The sequence below is a fragment of the Baia soyae genome (genome assembly GCF_004341445.1).
Classification (GTDB): domain Bacteria; phylum Bacillota; class Bacilli; order Thermoactinomycetales; family Thermoactinomycetaceae; genus Baia; species Baia soyae.
The window spans coordinates 1-20,018 of sequence record NZ_SLXV01000025.1; the positions used below are offsets into that span (position 1 = coordinate 1).

At 41.8% G+C, this 20,018-nt stretch carries 16 protein-coding genes; 12 read left to right on the forward strand and 4 right to left on the reverse strand.

Translation table 11 applies throughout. The annotated features are described in order from the left end of the window. The first annotated feature begins 213 nt into the window (after positions 1-213). The gene (locus EDD57_RS08795; protein ID WP_131849091.1) at positions 214-414 is read left to right on the forward strand and encodes an alpha/beta-type small acid-soluble spore protein; all 201 of its coding nucleotides are present in this window, start codon (positions 214-216) and stop codon (positions 412-414) included. Between the two features lie 100 nt (positions 415-514). Continuing rightward, entirely contained in the window at positions 515-1,081 is a 567-nt protein-coding gene (locus EDD57_RS08800) for a hypothetical protein (protein WP_131849092.1), read from the forward strand. Between the two features lie 115 nt (positions 1,082-1,196). Here the strand turns inward: EDD57_RS08800 and EDD57_RS08805 are convergent, their stop codons facing one another. Next, positions 1,197-1,685, reverse strand: a complete 489-nt coding sequence (locus EDD57_RS08805; protein WP_131849093.1) for a hypothetical protein — start codon at positions 1,683-1,685, stop codon at positions 1,197-1,199. A 78-nt stretch (positions 1,686-1,763) separates the two neighbouring features. On the opposite strand from EDD57_RS08805, the gene EDD57_RS08810 reads away from it, so the two are divergent. Further along, entirely contained in the window at positions 1,764-2,903 is a 1,140-nt protein-coding gene (locus EDD57_RS08810; RefSeq protein ID WP_131849094.1) for a S8 family peptidase, read from the forward strand. A 165-nt stretch (positions 2,904-3,068) separates the two neighbouring features. Here the strand turns inward: EDD57_RS08810 and EDD57_RS08815 are convergent, their stop codons facing one another. Then, a complete protein-coding gene (locus EDD57_RS08815; RefSeq protein ID WP_131849095.1) occupies positions 3,069-3,584 on the reverse strand; it encodes a hypothetical protein in 516 nt (171 codons plus the stop codon). Positions 3,585-3,715: 131 nt separating this feature from the next. Here EDD57_RS08815 and asd point away from each other — a divergent pair, with 131 nt between their 5' ends. The 5 genes from asd to greA all read left to right on the forward strand — a co-directional run bounded on the left by asd (position 3,716) and on the right by greA (position 10,933). Next, positions 3,716-4,555 (forward strand): archaetidylserine decarboxylase, encoded by an 840-nt coding sequence (gene asd / locus EDD57_RS08820; protein WP_131849096.1) that lies wholly within the window; start codon positions 3,716-3,718, stop codon positions 4,553-4,555. A gap of 57 nt (positions 4,556-4,612) precedes the next feature. Continuing rightward, complete coding sequence (locus tag EDD57_RS08825) at positions 4,613-5,836, forward strand: MFS transporter (RefSeq protein WP_131849097.1); 1,224 nt, start codon at positions 4,613-4,615, stop codon at positions 5,834-5,836. Between the two features lie 124 nt (positions 5,837-5,960). After that, a complete protein-coding gene (locus tag EDD57_RS08830) occupies positions 5,961-7,328 on the forward strand; it encodes an aldehyde dehydrogenase (protein WP_131849098.1) in 1,368 nt (455 codons plus the stop codon). Positions 7,329-7,349: 21 nt separating this feature from the next. Next, on the forward strand, positions 7,350-10,088 hold the full coding sequence (locus tag EDD57_RS08835) for a DUF2339 domain-containing protein (RefSeq protein ID WP_165873733.1): 2,739 nt from the start codon (positions 7,350-7,352) through the stop codon (positions 10,086-10,088). 368 nt (positions 10,089-10,456) lie between these two features. Next, positions 10,457-10,933, forward strand: coding sequence for a transcription elongation factor GreA (greA, locus tag EDD57_RS08840; protein WP_131849100.1), 477 nt, complete (start codon positions 10,457-10,459; stop codon positions 10,931-10,933). A 63-nt stretch (positions 10,934-10,996) separates the two neighbouring features. Here the strand turns inward: greA and EDD57_RS08845 are convergent, their stop codons facing one another. After that, a complete protein-coding gene (locus EDD57_RS08845) occupies positions 10,997-11,467 on the reverse strand; it encodes a hypothetical protein (protein ID WP_131849101.1) in 471 nt (156 codons plus the stop codon). Between the two features lie 118 nt (positions 11,468-11,585). Between EDD57_RS08845 and EDD57_RS08850 the strand changes: the two genes are divergently transcribed. The 3 genes from EDD57_RS08850 to EDD57_RS08860 all read left to right on the forward strand — a co-directional run bounded on the left by EDD57_RS08850 (position 11,586) and on the right by EDD57_RS08860 (position 16,177). Then, positions 11,586-12,734: a metallophosphoesterase family protein gene (locus tag EDD57_RS08850; protein WP_131849102.1), complete on the forward strand. Its 1,149-nt coding sequence runs from the start codon at positions 11,586-11,588 to the stop codon at positions 12,732-12,734. Beyond that, entirely contained in the window at positions 12,731-15,571 is a 2,841-nt protein-coding gene (locus EDD57_RS08855) for an AAA family ATPase (protein WP_131849103.1), read from the forward strand. The genes EDD57_RS08850 and EDD57_RS08855 overlap by 4 nt, the downstream gene beginning before the upstream one ends. A 150-nt stretch (positions 15,572-15,721) precedes the next feature. Beyond that, entirely contained in the window at positions 15,722-16,177 is a 456-nt protein-coding gene (locus EDD57_RS08860) for a hypothetical protein (protein ID WP_131849104.1), read from the forward strand. Positions 16,178-16,715: 538 nt separating this feature from the next. Here the strand turns inward: EDD57_RS08860 and EDD57_RS14400 are convergent. Beyond that, on the reverse strand, positions 16,716-16,883 hold the full coding sequence (locus EDD57_RS14400) for a hypothetical protein (RefSeq protein WP_165873734.1): 168 nt from the start codon (positions 16,881-16,883) through the stop codon (positions 16,716-16,718). 82 nt (positions 16,884-16,965) lie between these two features. On the opposite strand from EDD57_RS14400, the gene EDD57_RS08865 reads away from it, so the two are divergent. Beyond that, entirely contained in the window at positions 16,966-20,013 is a 3,048-nt protein-coding gene (locus EDD57_RS08865; protein WP_131849105.1) for a PD-(D/E)XK nuclease family protein, read from the forward strand. Positions 20,014-20,018: the final 5 nt, after the last annotated feature.

Genomic DNA, 20,018 nt, shown 5'->3' on the forward strand with positions numbered 1-20,018 from the left:
TCAATTTTGTTTCTAATGAATATTTAGCCATAGAAAAAGCACCTCCAACTGTTGGGTTTTAATTTCGTGTCCAACAATTGGGGTGCAGTTCAAAACGGGATATCTGCTTTTTATTTGTCTAATCGACAAAATAAAAGTACCAAAATTTCCTACACATGAAAAACTCATTTCGACACAATATAAGAGTACAAACAGCGAGGAGGTGAAACAAAAATGGCTCGTAACTCTTCTTCTAACTTGGTTGTGAATGGTGCTTCTCAAGCTCTTGATCAAATGAAGTATGAGATCGCTTCTGAGTTTGGTGTACAACTTGGTGGTGAAACTACTTCACGTGCTAACGGTAGCGTAGGTGGAGAAATCACTAAGCGTCTTGTTGCTTTAGCTGAATCACAACTTGGCGGATTCCGTGGTTAATTGAATACTTGGTTAGAAAGGCAGTGGTGATCCCACTGCCTTTTGTCATTTCTTTTGTTATAATGAGAGAAACCTTTCGTTATGAAAAAGGAGTTTTTTTATGAAAACATTTGGTTACGGTAGTAATCTGAATGGTTACATGTCCACCATTGAGATGATAGCTGATACATTTACCCCTAGAGTAAATACATATTTAGAAACGTATGATGAAGTAATCATAGGTAAATTAGATTTTGATCAGAGTGAGATTTATCAGTACGGACTTTTGAAATCATTTGCGATCCAGGAAGAAGAGGATCAAGTACAATTTACTTTTGAGACCTTGCAGGAGAAGAGTTTACAGTCGCTAACGGAGAACTATCAAGACCTATATCTTACCCATGAAGGGGTATTTGATTTACTTCTTGCTACGGATGAAGATGAGGATCAGCAGGTAGAGTATAGAGTCATATTCTTAACATGGGTTGATTTTCAATCTGGAGAAGAGAAAACGTATTTTATCGCACCGAATCATATCGTCCCAGAACCACTTGCCTGTGTAGCGGAATTTTGGCCATTGGTAAGTGAGATTGGAAGAGATGTCGATTTTCAAAAAACAGGATGCCATGCCAATGAGATGAAAGAAATACTAAAGCGAGTTACACCACCACAATCGGAAAAAGAATAGCTTTAAAAAGGGCAGAAGTCAAAAAAACTTCTGCCCTTTTTCTATGTGATTGGGTATTGACATAGACAAAGTGGAGCATGGACACATATTCCTAAGGTATCACGAGAGAACAAACTTACTTCTTTTTCTTGCGAGAACTCAGCACTGTTTTCACTAAGTCGTTTAATCCAGGGGAGTTGATTAGGTCAAATAACGAGTCAGTATTTCCTACATCTACATCTTCAGAGATGGTTTGCTTCTCTTCTCCATCTGCAGCCTGTTTTGTGGGTTTTCCCTTTGAAGAGGGTTTTGGTTTTAGCTGGGATTGATTTAGCTGTGATAATGCTCCAATTAGCTGTTTGAAAGCACCTTGATCTTTAAATGCTCGTGAGAAAGACTGGAATGCTTCAATCATCTGCTTTACATCACTTGATTTCTTAGAAAAATTGCCTGCTAGACCCTCGAGCTTCTTCATGGAGTCCATAAAATTAAGTCGAACAGACTTACTCTTTACCTGGGGATTCGTGGAAATGGTTTTTCCTCTTGTGGATCGGGATTTACGTGCTGGAAAAGTCGTGTTGTTCATAAATGGACGTTTGTGGGACTTGGGTTTTCTCGATTTCATGGTATAACACCTACCTACAAAGCCCAGTTTATCTATCTATATTCACTTACCATCCTGTTAGTGAAGGGGAGTGGCAAAATGACACAGAGCTGGTGGACCCCTTCGAATTCCTCTAGGCGTGTAAAGAGGTTGCGAAGAATTTATAATCTGAAAGAAGGCTCTCAACTAGATCGTTATATTCGAGAAATGCGCCAACTCGGGGTTCGGCCTGTTCGTTTTTTAGCTGAGATTGGAATTGTGATTGGAGAGTATACGCCCGACCATCAGTCCGAAATAAGACTCGGAAAGCATCCAGATGTAGAATTAGTGGAACCAGATCTTCGAATCACGATTACAGAGCCTTATATGAATTCCAACTCCACTTCGTATGCTTCTCCTTATGTGACCGTTCCATGGGGAGTTCAGCGTGTAGAAGCGGAGAAAGTCTGGAACAGGACGAAAGGGAAAGGGATCAAAATAGCTGTAATTGATACAGGGATCGATGGTGAACATCCAGCCATTAAACCGAATTTCCGTGGTGGAGTAAATATCTTATCTCCTAGTTCCACGCCTATGGATTACAACGGACATGGGACCCATGTAGCTGGGATTATCTCAGGAAGATCGAGTGAGATGGGGATTATTGGAGTAGCTCCAAAAGCGAGTATCTATGCTGTAAAGGCATTTAATCGGAAGGGAAGTGCCAATCTTTCTGATTTATTAACTGCGATTAACTGGTGCATCGAAAATAATATGAATGTTATTAATATGAGCTTCGGAATGGAAAAAGTCAGTGAATCACTCCGACACGCGATCCAAGTAGCTCATAAGAAAGGGATTGTCATGATTGCAGCTTCGGGAAATCAAGGGTTAAATGGTAGAATTGATTATCCAGCCAGATTTCCAGAAACGATTGCGGTTATGTCTGTTTCGATGGATAATGGCATTTCTTCCTTCAGTAATCGTGGCAAAGGGGTGGATGTAGCCGCGCCTGGAGAAAAGATCCCATCTGCATGGCTGAATCAAACGAAGAAAGAGATGAGTGGAACATCGATGGCAGTGCCTCATGTATCGGGTATTGTAGCACTCATCCTCGGGATAGACGGTACGCTTAATCCAGAGCAGGTTCGGTACTTGTTACTTCGTACATCACGGAGAATCGAAGCAGAAGATATTGGGTTGGTGAATGCGGTTCAGGCTTGTAAATCATTACAGAAGGTGGCGCGACGATCTTTATAAAAAATTGGTTACTTAGAAATGAATGTTTCTAGGTAACCAATTAGGCTCGTTACATAAATTATCATTTCAATCTGTTGATCATTCTGTGGTACACTAAACGTTACATAATAAATAACAACCCCACTCCAATGAATACGTGGTTGGAGTGGGGTTGGATCTGTCCGACTATCTTTGTTGATTTTTGTTTTTAGCACGTGCTTGCATACTATTAGCGGCACTTGATTCAGAAGCAAACTCAGTGTCCATACCCATGCCTTGCATACTGCTGTTAGCAGAAGCGGAGTTAGCGGCTGCATTGTTGGCTGCAGCTACAGAATTAGCGGCACTTGATTCAGAAGCAAACTCAGTGTCCATACCCATACCTTGCGTATTGCTGTTAGCAGAAGCGGCGTTGGCAGCTACATTGTTGGCTGCGGCTACAGAATTAGCGGCACTTGATTCAGAAGCAAACTCAGTGTCCATACCCATGCCTTGCATATTGCTGTTAGCAGAAGCGGAGTTAGCGGCTGCATTAGCTGCGGTTACGGAATTAGCGACACTTGATTCAGAAGCAAACTCAGTGTCCATACCCATGCCTTGCATATTGCTGTTAGCAGAAGCGGAGTTAGCGACACTTGATTCAGAAGCAAACTCGGTATCTCGCGCTTGGTTCATTGCATTCGGACCTTGTAGCGCGTTCATTTTTGATTTTCCTTGTGAAGAGTTGTTTTTATTCATGAATTCTTCACCTCCTGTCTCATAGTCTGCCCCCTAGAGGCGGCTTTAATTACATGCAAACATTCCCTTTTTTAATAAAATCTTCGGAGGTTCAAATGAAAGATTCGTTATATCGTGTAATATGGAAAGCACTTCCTACGCGCGGCGTTTCAAGAATTACAGGCGCTTTCGCAAAACATCCCATCAGTAAAAAAGTGATCCCGTCTTATATTAACCATTTTCAAATTGAATTAGAGCCAGTCAAGAAGCCGCTAGATCAATTTGATAGCCTGCTTGATTTTTTTGTACGGGAATTAAAACCAGAAGCTCGTCCCATTGATCCAAATAGGGATCAAGTCGTCAGCCCTGTAGATGGTGCTGTTTCCCAGATTGGTGTGATTCAGGAAGGATCTTGTGTCTATGCGAAGGGAAAAGAGTACTCCCTTGCGGAACTGTTAGGAAACGATCCTCATTATGTGGAGAAATTTCAAGGTGGAAAATTTGTTACCTTATATCTCAGTCCTCGTGATTATCACCGGATTCACATGCCTGTAGAGGGCGATATTGAAGGTTACGCATACCTTCCAGGACCACTATATCCAGTAAATCCTTTGGGAATGAGATTGTTTCCAGAGTTGTTTGCAGTAAATGAACGACTCGTTACCTACGTCCGCTCATCCGCTGGGCTAGTTGCGGTAGTAAAAGTTGGAGCGACGAATGTAGGGAGTATTAAGGTAACATATGACGAAGTGAGCACGAACAAAGGACATAGAGAGAATAAGCAAATCCGGTACCAAGACGAGCCTCATTTGTCAAAAGGGGACGAGCTGGGGAGATTTGAATTTGGTTCTACCGTCATCCTTTTGTTTGAACCGAACCGCATTGAGTGGACGATTCCTGAAGAAGTAGGAACGCAAGTTTTCATGGGTAAATCCATTGCCAAGATAGTGGAGTAAAAAGGTTTTTCTCATAAGGAACTGCTTTTTGGTGCAGGCTAATGTTGGGTGAAGGTTATGAAGCAATTGATACATACTAAGCGTTTAGATCGAGAGGCTTGGTATCTCCTTACCATTAGCGCGTTACATGCCATTTCGCTAGCTCTGTCTAATACCTTTTTAAACGTATATTTGTGGAAGTTGAAACAAAATTTTCTGCTGATTGGTTGGTATAATCTAACCTATCATATTTCTGTGGCAGTAACGTTTTTATTTGCCGGCTGGCTTACGAAAAAGGTTGATCGTGTGATTGCGATCCGCTTAGGAGTCGCGATTCAGGCATTGTTTTATTTAACTGTCCTATTTTTAGGAACCAGCGCGGCGGATTATGTGGTGTTGCTGGGTTTCTTTATCGGTGTGGGTAGTGGATTTTACTGGCTAGCTTTTAATGTTCTTTACTTTGAGATTACAGAACGTGAAAACCGAGATTATTTTAATGGAATTAGTGGATTTACGAACTCCTTAGCTGGGATTATGGCTCCTATTTTATCTGGTTGGATTATCACACGAATCAATCATTTTACAGGTTATCGGATTATTTTTTGGATCTCGCTGGGGATTTTTATCGCGGCCGTGATTGTGAGCTTCTTTTTGAAGGCACGTAGTTCACGAGGTAGTTATCGCTTAAAAGAAGTGCTTCGTATTGCGTGGAATCGGGAGAATAAATGGCACTGGATTAATCTGGCGATGTTGGTTCAGGGAATACGAGAAGGCGTCTTTGTCTTTATTACGGGGCTATTGGTTTATCTAACGGCACGTAGCGAGCTTACATTGGGGACATTTTATACGATTTGTAACCTCGTATCGTTGATCGCTTATTATTTTGTAGGGAAATGGATGACCCCTGAACGTAGAATTAAAGCCATGTTTGTGGGCTCAATCGCGCTTGGAGTATGCTTTTTGCCCTATTTATTTTTGTTAAATACATGGTCGATGTTCGTGTTTGGAATAGGCATCTTTTTATTTTTCCCTTTTTATTACAATCCGATCTTATCCATTGTATTTGATGTAATTGGTGAGAAGGATGAGAATGTGGAATTACGTGTTGAATATGTGGTTTCCAGAGAGTTGGCTTTAAATATCGGCAGGATCCTTAGTGTATTAGGCTTTATCATATGGATTTCATATTATCCAGATCTCATTCATCTAAGGTGGTATTTGTTGCCGATTGCGTTCGTGCAGGTGCTAACATGGTGGTTAATCCGTAAGGCAGCAAATGGGAAACGAGTGGCTTCCATGTAAAGGAGGTCACTCGTTTTTTGTTGAAAAAGGATAACGTGGAGAATGGATCATAGTATACTAGAAACAAGAACGATTGATCCCCAGATTCGACTCATCAGTTTATTAGATAATTGGAGGGAATGAATTGTCATACCGAGAGCTATTAGAGGCACAGCAAAAGCATTATCATTCGGGGACTACACGAACTTTATCATTTCGCCTTGAAATGTTAGAACGATTGCGGAGTGCTGTCAAACAGGTTGAATCGCAGTTGTTTACAGCCCTACAGAAGGATCTAGGCAAAAATGAATATGAAGCCTATCTGATGGAGATCGGTATGGTTTATAAGGAAATCAGCTTTGCGAAAAAACACCTTAAATCGTGGATGAAGCCAGTAAGAGTGGCAAATCCAATTACCCTATTCGGTGCAAAGAGCAAGATTTATTCAGAGCCTTTTGGAGTTTCTCTTATTATGGCTCCGTGGAATTATCCTGTTCAGCTACTATTAAATCCACTGATCGGCTCCATTAGTGCTGGAAACTGCTCTATTTTGAAACCTTCCGAGTATACACCTCATGTTTCACAAGTTCTATCCCAGCTAATAGAAGGGATTTTTCCGAAGGAATATATTGCTGTGGTCGAAGGGGATGTGGAGGCGAGTAAGGCACTACTGGAATTACCATTTGATCATATTTTCTTTACAGGGAGTACTTCTGTAGGGAAGGTCGTGATGAAAGCAGCCGCGGAGCATTTAACGCCTGTTGTTCTCGAATTAGGCGGGAAAAGCCCTGTTATCGTTGAGAAGGATGCAAATCTAGACTTGGCTGCACGCCGGATTGTGTGGGGGAAATTTAGTAACTCAGGTCAGACATGCGTAGCTCCAGACTATTTGTTGGTTCATGAAGAGGTGAAATCTGAGCTGATTCAATTGGTCCGCAAGCATATTTCGATTGTGTATGGAAATGACCCGCTTACGGCAAATAATTTCGGAAGCATTGTGAGTAAGCGTCATTTTGAACGGTTAAGAGATTTTCTTCATGATGGTGAGGCTCTAGTAGGCGGGGAATTGGATGAGGATAGGCTACGGATTTCGCCCACTGTACTAGACCAAGTACCATGGGACTCGCCTATTATGGAGGATGAAATTTTTGGGCCGATATTACCTGTTTTTACATATCAGTCTCTGTCGGAATGTACCAAACGAATCCAGAATTATGCTAAGCCTCTAGCACTCTATCTCTTTACGGAGAACAAAGAGAAAGTGGAGTATATTTTGCAGAATGTATCATTTGGTGGCGGATGTGTGAATGATACGGTGGTTCATCTATCGAATATCTATTTACCATTTGGAGGAGTCCAGCATAGTGGACAGGGAGCGTATCATGGTAAGTTTAGCTTCGATGCTTTCTCGCATAAAAAAGGAATTGTCCACCAAACAACGTTATTTGATCCCAGCATTCGTTATCCTCTAAAGGGAAATAAGATTTCGCTATTGCGGTGGTTGTTTCGGTAGGACATCAAGGAGTGAATGGATTTGCCAGAGTTTTTATTAATTGTTGTAATGGGATTGGCCATTTGGATCGGGATCATAAGGAATCAAACATTACATCGTGATCGTGAGCTATTGGATGAAATTCGTTCTCTTCAACGGAGAGTGCTGTTTTTAGAATCGACGTTAGCAGAGAGAGAAAAACAGCACCAAGAAGAAGCAGAGCAGGCTACTGAATATAACGAAATGGTAGAACTCCCTAAAAATGAAGAAGTTATATCAGAACGGCTTTCTTCTTCTGAAGAGGAAGATCTCAGCCCACAAGTTCAGGAGCCTCCTCTTCCTTTTGTACCCGAGCCAATCATATTTGACTCTTCTCCTCCCCCTGTAAAGGAAAAATCTCGTACTCGTCATGAGTGGGAAATGTTGATTGGTGGAACATGGTTGAATCGAATCGGTGCATTAGCCATTATTTTTGGAATGATTTTCTTTTATAAATATGCGGTTGACCATGACTGGGTTAGCGAAACGATGCAAGTATGTTTAGGCTATCTGGTGGCAGGTATGTTTACTTGGATGGGGGTCCGGACTCATAAGAAGGGACTTCCCATTTTTGCTCAAGGAATCCTAGGGACGGCGATTGCAGTATCTTATACGACGAGCTTTGCCGCTTATGAGTTTTATCATTTGATTCCCATGATGGTTGGATTTGCTTTCATGTCGGTTGTGACAATCGGGGCATTTTGGATTGGATTTCGATATTCATCCATCGCGATTGTACTTTTAGGTTGGTTCGGAGGCTTTGCGACTCCATTTTTAATCCATAGTGACCAAGGCTCTACGATTGGATTATTTAGTTATCTAGGGATTCTTACGCTGGGAGTATTGATTCTGGTATCTCGTCGTTCTAGTTGGTGGGTGTTACAAGCTCTATCATTTGGTGCAGTCCATCTGATGTTACTTATCTGGGCTTTAGCTAAACCGTATGGAGAGGAACGGGCACTACATGTTTCGTTAGCTTGTCTTTATTGGTTGATTTTTGTAGGCTTTGAGTATCTAATGCATCAAGTGAAGAAGTGGAAGACTGCCTATGATGTGACGGGATATCTAATACCGCTGTTCCTGTTGCTCGAGATTGGAATTATGGAGGACTTTCGTAGAAACGTCGTATCTGGCATAGTGCTACTGTTAGGTAGTGTAGTATATCTCTGGTTTATGAAACAAAATCAAGCAAGCGAAGAAACGGCTTTCAATCGAATCATTCGTTGGGAGTTATCTCCTGGTATTTTAGGCTTTCTTGGATTGGTTCAATTTTTCTCCGGATCTGCGTTAGTTATTGCATGGAGCTTATGTGGTTTGTCCGTCATCTGGTATGGAGTGAAACATACGTCCCTATATTCCCTTATATTAGGAACTGTACAATTTTTCTCTATTTTTCTCTATTTTTACAATGGAATCGCAACACCGTGGATGCAGGGTGAGTTGTATCGTCAGTGGGTGGATGTGGGTCTGCTTGGTATTTTTGCAGGTATACTCTATGTAGTCGCTAACTGGATGAGTGGAATACATCGCTGGAAGTGGTTGGAGGACGGCTATCATATTGCGTGGTCAGTAGTGGTGGTAGCGTTTTTCAGCGAGAAGCTAGTATACGGACTCAACTATGTGATTCGAATTCAATCTGATAATCTGTTTCGTAGCTTTTACGCGGAGCTTATAGGGTTACTCTGGTTGGGTTTGGCGGTTCTGTATAGCATGTTCTCACGACGGAAAAAACAGCTTCTTTTATTTGATAGTTGGGTGTGGTTTTTAGCTGGTTTGAGCATGGTCGTCCTCGTCCCTGAATTAACTAGGATGTTAAGTCCGTCTGTATACATGCCTATTTTCAATATAAGGACCATTATTTCGGTCATTAGCATGTTGCTTGTCTACCTTCTTTACCGAAATCGAATGCGGCATCGTTTTATGAAAGGGAACCGATGGATTTCACACGTATTGTCGATGATTATGGTTATCATTCCATTTGAATGGTTGACGGTTGAGACGATCAATTATTTCTGGATCCAGGCACTCGAGAAAGGTGCAAATCTAGCGCAAATTGGATATCTAGAGAATCAAACGTTGTCAATTGGTTGGACTCTATTTGCTATTGGTTTAACTTGGTTGAATGGAAAAATACGCTCTCGTTTTTTACAAATTGTTACTTGGATCATCATAGTTGGAAGTAGCTTTTTTATCACATGTTGTAGTGTAGTAGTGGCTTCCATAGAGCAGTTTGTCCCTGTTTTCAACTTGCGATTTATTAGCTTTTTCTTATTAAGCATAGCGTTATTCTTACAAATCTGGTGGAGAGACAGCTGGAGAGATTGGATTCCCAAAAAGCAGTCATCGTTTTTCCTGTATGGGTTTATCTTTACGATTGTCTTTGTCTTATTTGAACTGGTGACGGTAGAGGTTTCCAATACCTTTTCACACCTAATCTCCTTAGTACCTAATGGAGAGGAGGAAAAACTGATTCAACTAGCCAATATGTCGCGTTTAGCCATTTCGCTGGCATGGTTAATCTTTGCTTGCCTTCTTCTATGGATGGGAGTACGTCAAAAGATCCAGAAGTTACGATTAACTGCGTTTGGTTTAATGGCTTTAGCGATTCTAAAAATTTTCTTATTTGACCTCTCATTTTTAAACAGTTTGTATCGAACTTTATCCTTGATTGTGCTGGGGATTATCTTGCTAAGTGTTTCCTATCTATATCAGAAAAAGAAGCATTGGTTCATAAGTAACTAAATAAACGCGTATCAGGAGTAAACATATTTTCTTAAAGAAAAGCGTAGATTTAGCAGGATTTTTATGGCGGGGGAAGAATATTAAAGACAGAAAATAATTTCGGCCCCCTACTTGGAGGATTGAACTCTTTGTGCTAATATAGTCGTCAGTGTAACTTGACATGGATAAGTTGGTGTGATATAAGAATACCATTGATATTTTAGAGAGCGCTTTCTGAAGCTCTATAGTCCCCTGGATCAAAAATAGGTAACCGATACCTTTACATTTTGCATAAACAGTTAAAATGGAACATATGCATGGGACGTGAAAAAAATCCGGATCTATAAGCTAGAATAGAAAAAACGATCATGATTTGGGAGGAATTAGTCATGTCCATTCAAAAAGAAGTACTCCTAACGGAAGAAGGACTCGAAAAAACGAAACAGGAACTTGAATACTTTAAAACCGTGAAACGCCATGAAGTAGCAGAGCGTCTAAAAGAAGCCATTGCTCAAGGTGACTTAAGTGAGAACTCTGAGTATGACGCAGCAAAGGAAGAGCAAGCGTTTATCGAATCAAGAATTATCACGCTCGAAAATATGATTCGTAATGCGAAAATTATTAGCAGTGATCAAGTTAAGAAAGACGTTGTGGGCGTAGGATCTAAAGTGACGATTCAAGAAGTTCCAGACGGGGACTTTGAAGAGTATGCCATCGTAGGTAGTGCTGAAACAGATCCGGACTCAGGTAAGATTTCGAATGAATCTCCAATCGGTGCTGAATTGATTGGTAAAAAAGTGGGCGATCTGCTAAACGTACCTGCTCCAGATGGAACGATTCAATTTAAAATTGTAAAGATTTCTTAATTCCTTTAACGGAATGAATAACAAGAGCCGAAGACTATTTAGTCATCGGCTCGTTCTTGTTTCCTAGCGAGGTTGCATGGTATTCCAAGCGGTTAGTTGATTGATAAAGATACTAAGGGTTCGATGCGTTTTATATTCAATCCATTGATTTTGTTGATTTTTAATTAATAGATGGTATTCATCCCAAGCGTTATGGGGCAATGTGACAATGATTTCATCGATGGGATGTCTCACGGGTGAGAAGAGAGGTAAAACGATGGGAGTGGTAAAGTGAACATGGTAGTAGGAAGCAGGTAATTGGAGAGAATTGAGTCCAGATAGCTGATAGACCTCCGATAAAACCATGCTTACTTCTTGTCTCATCGTAGAGCTAACCCTGAGGGGTGTGTCACCTTCTTCATGATGATAGACTGCTTGCATCGAAGAGATGGGGATAGGCTCAGCGGAAATGGCAGAATCTCCAGTAACTTTATTACTAGGTAAAAGAAGGAAATAACAGAAAACCAAGAGAATTATTCTTCTTACAGGAACCATATTGATCTCCTCTTTCTAGGAATCTCCTATTATAGTTTCAGTTTGCCTAGCTTATATGGGATCTATACAAGTAGGGAGTATAAATTTGACAATGCGGACAAGTCATTAAGGAGGATACATGAAGAAGAAAATAGAGTGGTTGCATACGGCTGATTTGCATCTTGATCGGCCTATATCAGGGTGGAAAGGGACAGCAGAGCAGTTGATGGTTCGTTATGAGGAGCACCGTGATACGTTTCGTCGGATCATTTCGTTTGTAGAGGATCGGAAGCTTCCGTTTTTGTTCATAGCGGGTGATTTTATTGAGCATAGTGCTGTAACCAAATCGACCATTCATTTTGTCATTGAGCAGTTGGAAAGAATTCCTTCCACTCAGGTGTTTATAGCTCCAGGGAATCATGATCCTTATATGGAAGGTTCTTATTATTTGCGTTCTTCTATCTGGCCGAAGCATGTCCATATTTTTGGTGGTGAATGGGAAGAGCATGTGGACACTACACGCAAGCTTTTAATCGCAGGGAGAGGCTTTACTAGTTTTTTAGAATCACAGTCAACTTTTCCTAGTTTACGTAACAACATGGAGCATAATATTTGTGTTTGTCATGGAGATCTTCAAGCACCAAGTCAGGGGAGTCAGTACTTTCCGCTCACGGAAAACGATTTCTTTGATCAACCATTTGATTATGTAGCACTCGGTCATATTCATAAAGCGGGACAAGTTCAGTTAAAAAATAAGAAGAAGACGATCATTCGGTATGCGGGTTCTCCAGAGGCGCAAAATTGGAAAGAGTTAGGCCGGCGAACAGTTACTTTGGGCCATTTGCGATCAAAAGGAGTTCAGTTAGAGGAAGTTTCGTTACATAGTCGTACGTATGAAAAAGTGGAGATCGATATTAGCTTCTGTCAAACCAGAGATGAAGTGCTGGGGGGGATGCTCTCTGAGATTCAAAAGCTTCCAAATGAGTCCTATCTACGAATTCAGTGGGTCGGGAGAAGAGATTTGGAATTGTCACTGGAACATGAAAAGCTTTGGTATAGTAGGCTCTTAGCTGAGCAGGGATATCAGAATGTATGGCTGGAAGATGAAACGGTCCCCGATTTTGACTTAGAGCAATACCGACAGCAAAGTGGGCTGGTGGCGTTATTCATTGAACGGATGGAGCAAAAATACCAGCAAGAACAGGATGAAGACGGTCGTCAGCTTATCAAACGGGCGATGTATAAGGGATTGGAAGCGTTATTAGTAAAGGAGCTTGCACATCTATGAAGATCAAACGGGTGAAATTTCGCGGTTTCGGTCGGTGGATTAATCAAGAATTTGAATTTCAAGACGGAATGAATCTCATAGAAGCTCCCAATGAAGCAGGAAAGTCTACCTTGCTTCATGGAATTTACGGACTGATGTTTGGTGAGAAAAAAGAAGGGCTTAAAAAGCGAAAAGAAGCAGATTGGTATGATTCATTTAAGCCATGGCAAAGTAGCGAATATGGTGGAGAAATCGACTACGAGTACCAAGAGCAACTTTTTCGATTATATCGCTCTTTTGCGTTTCCCGATTCGAAGGAACAATTAGTTGATCTCAAAACAGGAGAAGATCTATCTGCTTTGTATACGATGAATAAGCAGAAGGATCGGCAGTTTGTGGAAAAGCAGATTGGACTGAGTGGTGAGGCATACCGGCGGGTTGGGATTTTTACATCGGGTATGTGGACACAGATCTCAAAACGAAAAGAAGAGGATCATTCCTTTCATCAGAAGATGGTAGAACGAATGACCAAGTTGTTGAAGAATGGGGCGAACCCAGATGGTTTATCTGCATTGGAGAGCCTTGATCAACAACTTGAAGCGATTGGAAAAAGTGAATATGCACGCCATAAGCCATATGGTGTTGAATGTGAGAGAGAACGTACCTTAAAGCAAGAAGTGATTACGCTTCAAGAGGTACGCCATCAGCTTCAAATTAATTACGCTCAACGTAGTGACATCATCAAGCAGCTAGATGCAAGTCAGCAACAGGTGAGAGAGTGGTTGCATCAGATCGAACAGATTAGACAAAAGGTAGCAGATCTGCGCGAGATGGAAGCAGATACCCAGCAACTCGAATATCTTCATAAATCGAAGGCACAACTAGAGCAAAGACTGGACCAGTGGAGATTGCTCGAGCAACAGATTTTAGACTGGCGTAGGGAACAGCAGGAGGTTGCTGCTACTCGCGAAATATCGACTGAGTTGTTTCAAGAGATTCAGCTTTTATATAAACAGAGTGAAGAGCTACGCAAGAAACTGACGCAAGCTCGTGATGAGCTTAGTAAAGTGAACGAGCATCTAGAAGTTGCTCGTTCACGGAAGGAACAGATGAGTGGTGTAGAGAAAGAACGGGCCTCTATTATGCTTTCAAAGTTAGATGATGTTGAAGCAGGAGATTTGCGGTATCAAGCGCTTCAATATGTGGAGGAAGAAGAGGAGCAACAAAAATTTACCCAGATCAATCATGATTTAGAACAACTAGGCATTCTACAGGATGAACAGAATCAATTGCATGAGAAGAAGACGATTGCTCATCAAGAGTTTTTAAAAATGAAGACACAACATGCCCAGAAAAAAGAGAGTTCTGTACCTTGGTTGATCGCTTCGATTGTGACGATGGCGATTCCAGGAGGATTTGCCTTTTTTCACTGGGGTCTAGGCCTTGGAGCTTTGGTGGTTCCCCTCCTTTTGCTGTGGCAATATAGACGGGTCTTTGTTCAAGATCGATCACGTAAGAAAACGGAACAACATCAGAAGAAGAGAATGCAAGTCGTACTAGAAGACTTAGATCGTCAGCTCCAAGAAAATACGCAACACCAGAAACAAATCACGCAAGTATGGCGTGTTAGGAGTTTGACAGATTTGCTATTAAAACGGGAAGAAATCCAAGGTAGTTTGAATCAATCGATGGTTCAAACCATTGAGCGTCGTAATTTAGAAATACAACTAGAGGAGCGGAAGCAAGAGATTGAAGAATGGATGAAGAAGCACATTCGCCCCGTTCCGGAGTTCTCCGTATCGTCGTGGAAAGAATCCATTCGTAATCTTCAAAAACAAGAGCAACGTGCGGAAGATCAATATCGCCTCTTTGAGATGAAGTCAGAGGCTTTGAATCGAGAAATTACGGAGAAAAGTGAAGAGAGAGAACAGCTTGAGCTTTCATTAGAGCAAAAATATAAGGAGTTTGGGGTTAGCACCTTCGGGGAGTTAGAAAGCTGGTATGAACGTCATAAGCATCTCATTCAATTACATTGGCAGATTCAAGAGGCAGAGAAACGTTATGAGGATTGGAGCAAGCAAATCCAAGAGGAAAATTGTCTCGATCAATGGAAGAACCAGCGGATTCAGATTCGTGAGATTCAGTCGAAATATTTGGGTGAAGTAAGTTTGTTGCAAGATCGTCATCGGGATTGGGAGTATGAATTGGCAAAAGCAGAAGAACATCTGAGGGATCGCGAACAGGTGAGAGAGACTCAGCAAATGGAGTTAGTGAGGCTTGATAAAACGCTGGAGGATTATGAGGAACAACATGCGAGGTTGCCGCTTGTGGAGAGTGAGTGGGAATGTTCTAAAAATCGGATTCAGGAATTGGAGAAAGAGCGGACGATTTTGGAACTTGCTAAGCAGGCTCTGGAGGAGTCGTCTCGTCAGTTCCAAGAAGATTTATCTCCACGTCTAACCCCTCATGCTTCGAAATGGATTCGCACCATTACACAAAATCGCTATCAAGCTCTTAATATTGACCCAAAAGAAGGAATCCAATTAAGTGTATTTGTTCCCGAGACCGGAGAACGGAAGTCTGTGGAACATTTAAGTACAGGAACCATTGATCAGATGTACCTAGCATTACGATTTGCTTTACTCCAATTTTATTCGGAGATGACCCAGACCAGACTTCCCTTAATTCTAGATGACTGCTTCGTTCATTTTGATCAAGACAGGCTCTCGGAAACTCTGCAATTATTACACCAGTTTTCGCAGGATCATCAGGTTATTCTCTGCACCTGTCAAACCCGTGAACGAGAGCTATTAAACACATTTCAGCTTCCACATCATTCCATTACATTATCGTTGTAATGAGTATTTTTGATTATGTCGCTCATGTTTTTTATGACGATTACCCTTCTGTGATTGACTATTAAAGAACCTTTGGCTAATCTAAAACATGAATAGAGATTATCCAATAATTATTTTAATCTAGGATAATCATAGGAGGGAATGTTTGAAATGTCATTGGCATTATTTCTTCATTTGTTCGGTCTAATGATATGGATCGGAGCGAGTGTTACCATCGGTGTTCTTTTGCTTTCGATTTGTAAACTCGATTCTTCAGCTAGCCGAAATCAGGTATTAACAGGGATTTTGAAGAAGTCTTATATGTTGATTCACCCAGCTGCCACAGTGGTTCTTGCAACAGGATTCTACATGCTGTTTTCAGGTTGGCAAAAGATGATAAGTCAAGGTACTCCAAAGCCGTTTTGGCTTACATTTATGCAACACGGCGGTACACTTGCGGCTGTCCTATCCTTGGTCGTTGCGTCCATCTTGAGTGGAAAAGCAATTAAGCAACTTGCGCAGAAAGATGCTCAAACAGGGATGTTGAAAACATACGTATGGGTTACTTTTGCTACAGTGCTATTTTCATTGGTGATTCTGTACTTTGCAGCTGTGAAGCCGGTTTAATGAGGGCTAGTTTGATTTAGCAAACCTTAAAATCATTGGATGATCGAGGGCAGGATAGTTGAATAGCTTCTCTCTTCTCTTGTATAGCCTAATGTGATCAATGATCTACTTACTTTGTAACACAAAAAAGCCACTACCCCTGTTTGCAATTCACTCACTCAGGTAGTGGCTTTCTTATTATCCATATATTAGGATCAGTTATTAATGCTATCAATGATTCATTATTGCAGACGCTCAATCAACAACAGCATTCTTCCACCCAACCAGTAGAGAAAATGTACTAGGGGCAATGTGTCTAGCCACTGCGATGTTAGTGAGCCTACCTAGCGCAGTCCTTCGAAGCAAGGGTGTTTTGTGGCAATGTTTGAGCGTATACTTCGCGAGTTTTGCCACTTGCCCGAAGCGAAGAAGGACGGAGCGGACTTGCTTTTCCACATCTTCGCAGGCTCACTATTTGAGCTGTGGCTAGACACATTGCCCTGGTATAATGATTTACCAACCAGTCCAACAGTTTTAAGTCCTTTGTTACTTAAAAAAGCTACTCTGCTCTCTCCTGCTCAGCCTCATCCACATCACCAGACTGGCTATACGCACGATTAATAGCCGCCTGCACAAAATTCTCTTCCTCTGCCTCTTGCATTCCAAGAAGCTCATTGGAGAATTCAGCATTATACTTCGTTTGCTCTAACTTGCGCGGTTCTTTCATAAGAGACCACCTCCATGATTTGTATATAACGTTTCACCAATGAGAGTAAGCTATACTGGAATAATAAGGATGGAGAGATTCGATGTCAGGAACTATCACGCTTCACCCTATCGAACAAACAGGACGTTTAGCAATCTTCACAAAGGAATATAGTGAATCAAAGCGCATTACCTATGTGTTTCCTAGCAGTGAATTAGTCTCCCGATATCGCTCTGAGATCGTTTCTAGCTCCATTCAAGTGATGACCATGGATCAAATGGTGATACGAATGAGTGAAACAAATGCAGAGATGAGGAGTCCCCACTTTCGATATAAATGTATTGAAACTTGTATGAATGAAGGAGTAGAGGAGGGCTGGTTTACACAGTGGCGAGAGCTAACCGTTGAATCCTTTTCTTGGATGATGAAAATAGAGAGCTGGATTGGTGAAGTGAAGCGGGCGGGTGTGATTCCCTCGCGACTACGGCGACTACTGCCTCAGGACAATCAGTTAGTTCAAGGAATGGTTCGTTTGTATGAACGATACCAGCAGAAAATGAAACAATATAACTGGCTAGATCAAGAACAAGCCTATTTGATATTGTTAGAAAGACTAAAAGAGCGTGACCTAACAGGAGAAGTCTTTATTTTTGAACAATTTAATGATCTACACTATATCCAAGAAAGCTTACTATCGGGATTGGTTGCTCGTAATGCTACGGTTGAATTTCACCTTCTATATGATCTAAAACGAAGTGGTTTTGACTCGGTAAAGGCTACATTACAGCGTTTGCAGAAAGTTGGTTTTCAGGTCTATGACTACACAACCGGCATCGCTCATATCCTATCTACGGATACAAACACAGAAACAGCCCTACAACATCTAAAACAATCTCTCTTTGTCTCAGACCGAACACAACCTTTTACGAAATCAGATGACAGTGTACAAATTTGGCAGGCAAACCATAAGGTATTGGAAGTTCGGCAGGCAATTCGCCAAGTGAAGGAATGGATGCTTCGTGACCACATACCAGGGGGCCAAATTGCACTCGTGACAGAGCAATGGGATGTGTATGCGCCTCTTGTGAGAAGAATTGCAACGGAAGCGGGAGTCCCATTCCATTTGCGACATGTTCAATCGGGGATGGAACAATGTATGGGACAAGTCATTCGTTCTGCTTTTGCTTGTAGAGATGGTGATGTAGCGACGATTCCTTTTTTATCCCGCTCCGCTGGAATCGAACTAACTTCTTGGGCTGAATCTCAGCAATCTTGGAGGAAATCGCACTATTCCTCAGATGAGGTGTTGCAATGTTGGCTAGAAGCGACAGAGCCGCAGTATGCAGAAGAGGTCGTGGAGTTATGGAGATGGATCGGGCAGATCCCGGAAGCGAATCGGGAGTTAGACTGGTATTCGTGGTTCGGATCATGGGTAGCTGTTCGTCTACGCCCTAACGTTACGGTATTTCGAGACGATGAATCCTTACAAGAATGGATTGAAAATAGGCGCTTATGGACGAAAATGGAGCAATGGTGCCAGGAGATGAGTAAAAGTGAGCAAACCAACACATCTGTATGGAGTTTCCGTGATTTTGCCCAAGAGATAACAAATTGGTTATCTCATATTCAATTGACGATGGATCCAGAAGAGAGTGGTGGGGTATGTCTACTAGCCGCGAATATGATTTGTGGTCAGTCTTTTACCAAAGTCATTTTACTGGGGTGTGAAGAGAAAAATTGGCCGCGATCTTATCAAGATGATTGGTTATTTCCAGATCCATTGCGTAGGGAGTTGAGTAAAGAATCAATCTGGCTTCAGACATCCGACCATATCAGAGAGCGACAGAAGCGATCCTTTCTTATGGCGATTATGAGTGCACAAGATCAAGTTGTTTTCTCTTATTCAATACGCAATGATACGGGTGATCCGTTGAATCCATCTCCCTATATACGAGAAGTGAGTAAGTGCTTGCCTAAGTACGATGATGCTGAATGGAAATCTCATCAACACATGCTATCTCCCCATTGCTGGATTCGCTCCAAGGATATCGTCTATGCCGTCGCAAAAGAATCAGTCTACCAACCCATTGAATGGCTAGATCGAATTGGCTCCGAGTTGAAAGAGGAGATTCAAATTGCTCGATCGAGAAGCGCACAGATGATATCACCGTGGTTTGGCTCGCTAGATGGAGATGAGGAAAATCAACTCTCCAGTTTACTTTCGGAAAAAGTATGGAGCGCTTCGGAGTTAGACGTATTAATGAGTTGTCGTTTCCGATATCTGGCTCAGAGGATTTGGAATGTGAGATCACGCGAGCAACAGAGTAGAGGTTTGCCCAGAATGACTGCGGGAAATGCGATACACGCCTTTTTGCATGCATGGTTCAAACGATTTCAAGAGCAAGGAGAGGATTGGGAAACCTTTTCTTTTTCCAAATCCAGTGTGGAGGCATTATTTGAGGAAGTGTTAGAGGTCGAGTTCCAACATTATCCCCCTATTGTCAAGGAAATCGAGAAGCGAAAAGAAGCCAGAAGGCTCATGCAGTTTATGAGACTAGAAGAAAAAGGACGAAAAGGCGGAAGGGTGAAACACCCACTTCAACCCAGATTTCTGGAATTGTCATTTGGCCTTCCCATGGATTCCCCCGAACACGTAGATCCCCAGTCGAAAAGACAACCGGTTACAATCTCGTTGACCAAGGATATGAAAATTCAGGTTAAAGGAAAGATGGATCGGGTGGATATGGACGAGGAACATTTGGTTGTATATGACTATAAATCGGGCAACAATCTCCCTTCACTACAAGAGCTGTATGAAGGAAAAGCGATTCAGCTTCCACTCTATCTCTGGGTATTGCAGGATGGATTTGGATACTTAGAGGCACAAATGATAGGCGGTGCGTTTTATACATCCGAAAGAAGGTCTCTGGGTTTATGGAGAGCAGGTCTTGTCCAACAAAAGGCAAACATTCATCGATCTGTTAAGGGATTAGACCCACAGCAATGGTCAGAGGTGCATCATTATATGAAAAGAAGATTAGCGAAGCAGATACAAGCATTATATTCCGGAGAAGTGAGGGTGAAGCCAACTTGGCACTGCCCGTCCTATTGCGCAGCAAAGCGATTTTGTCGATATCGGGACCCAAAATAGAAAGT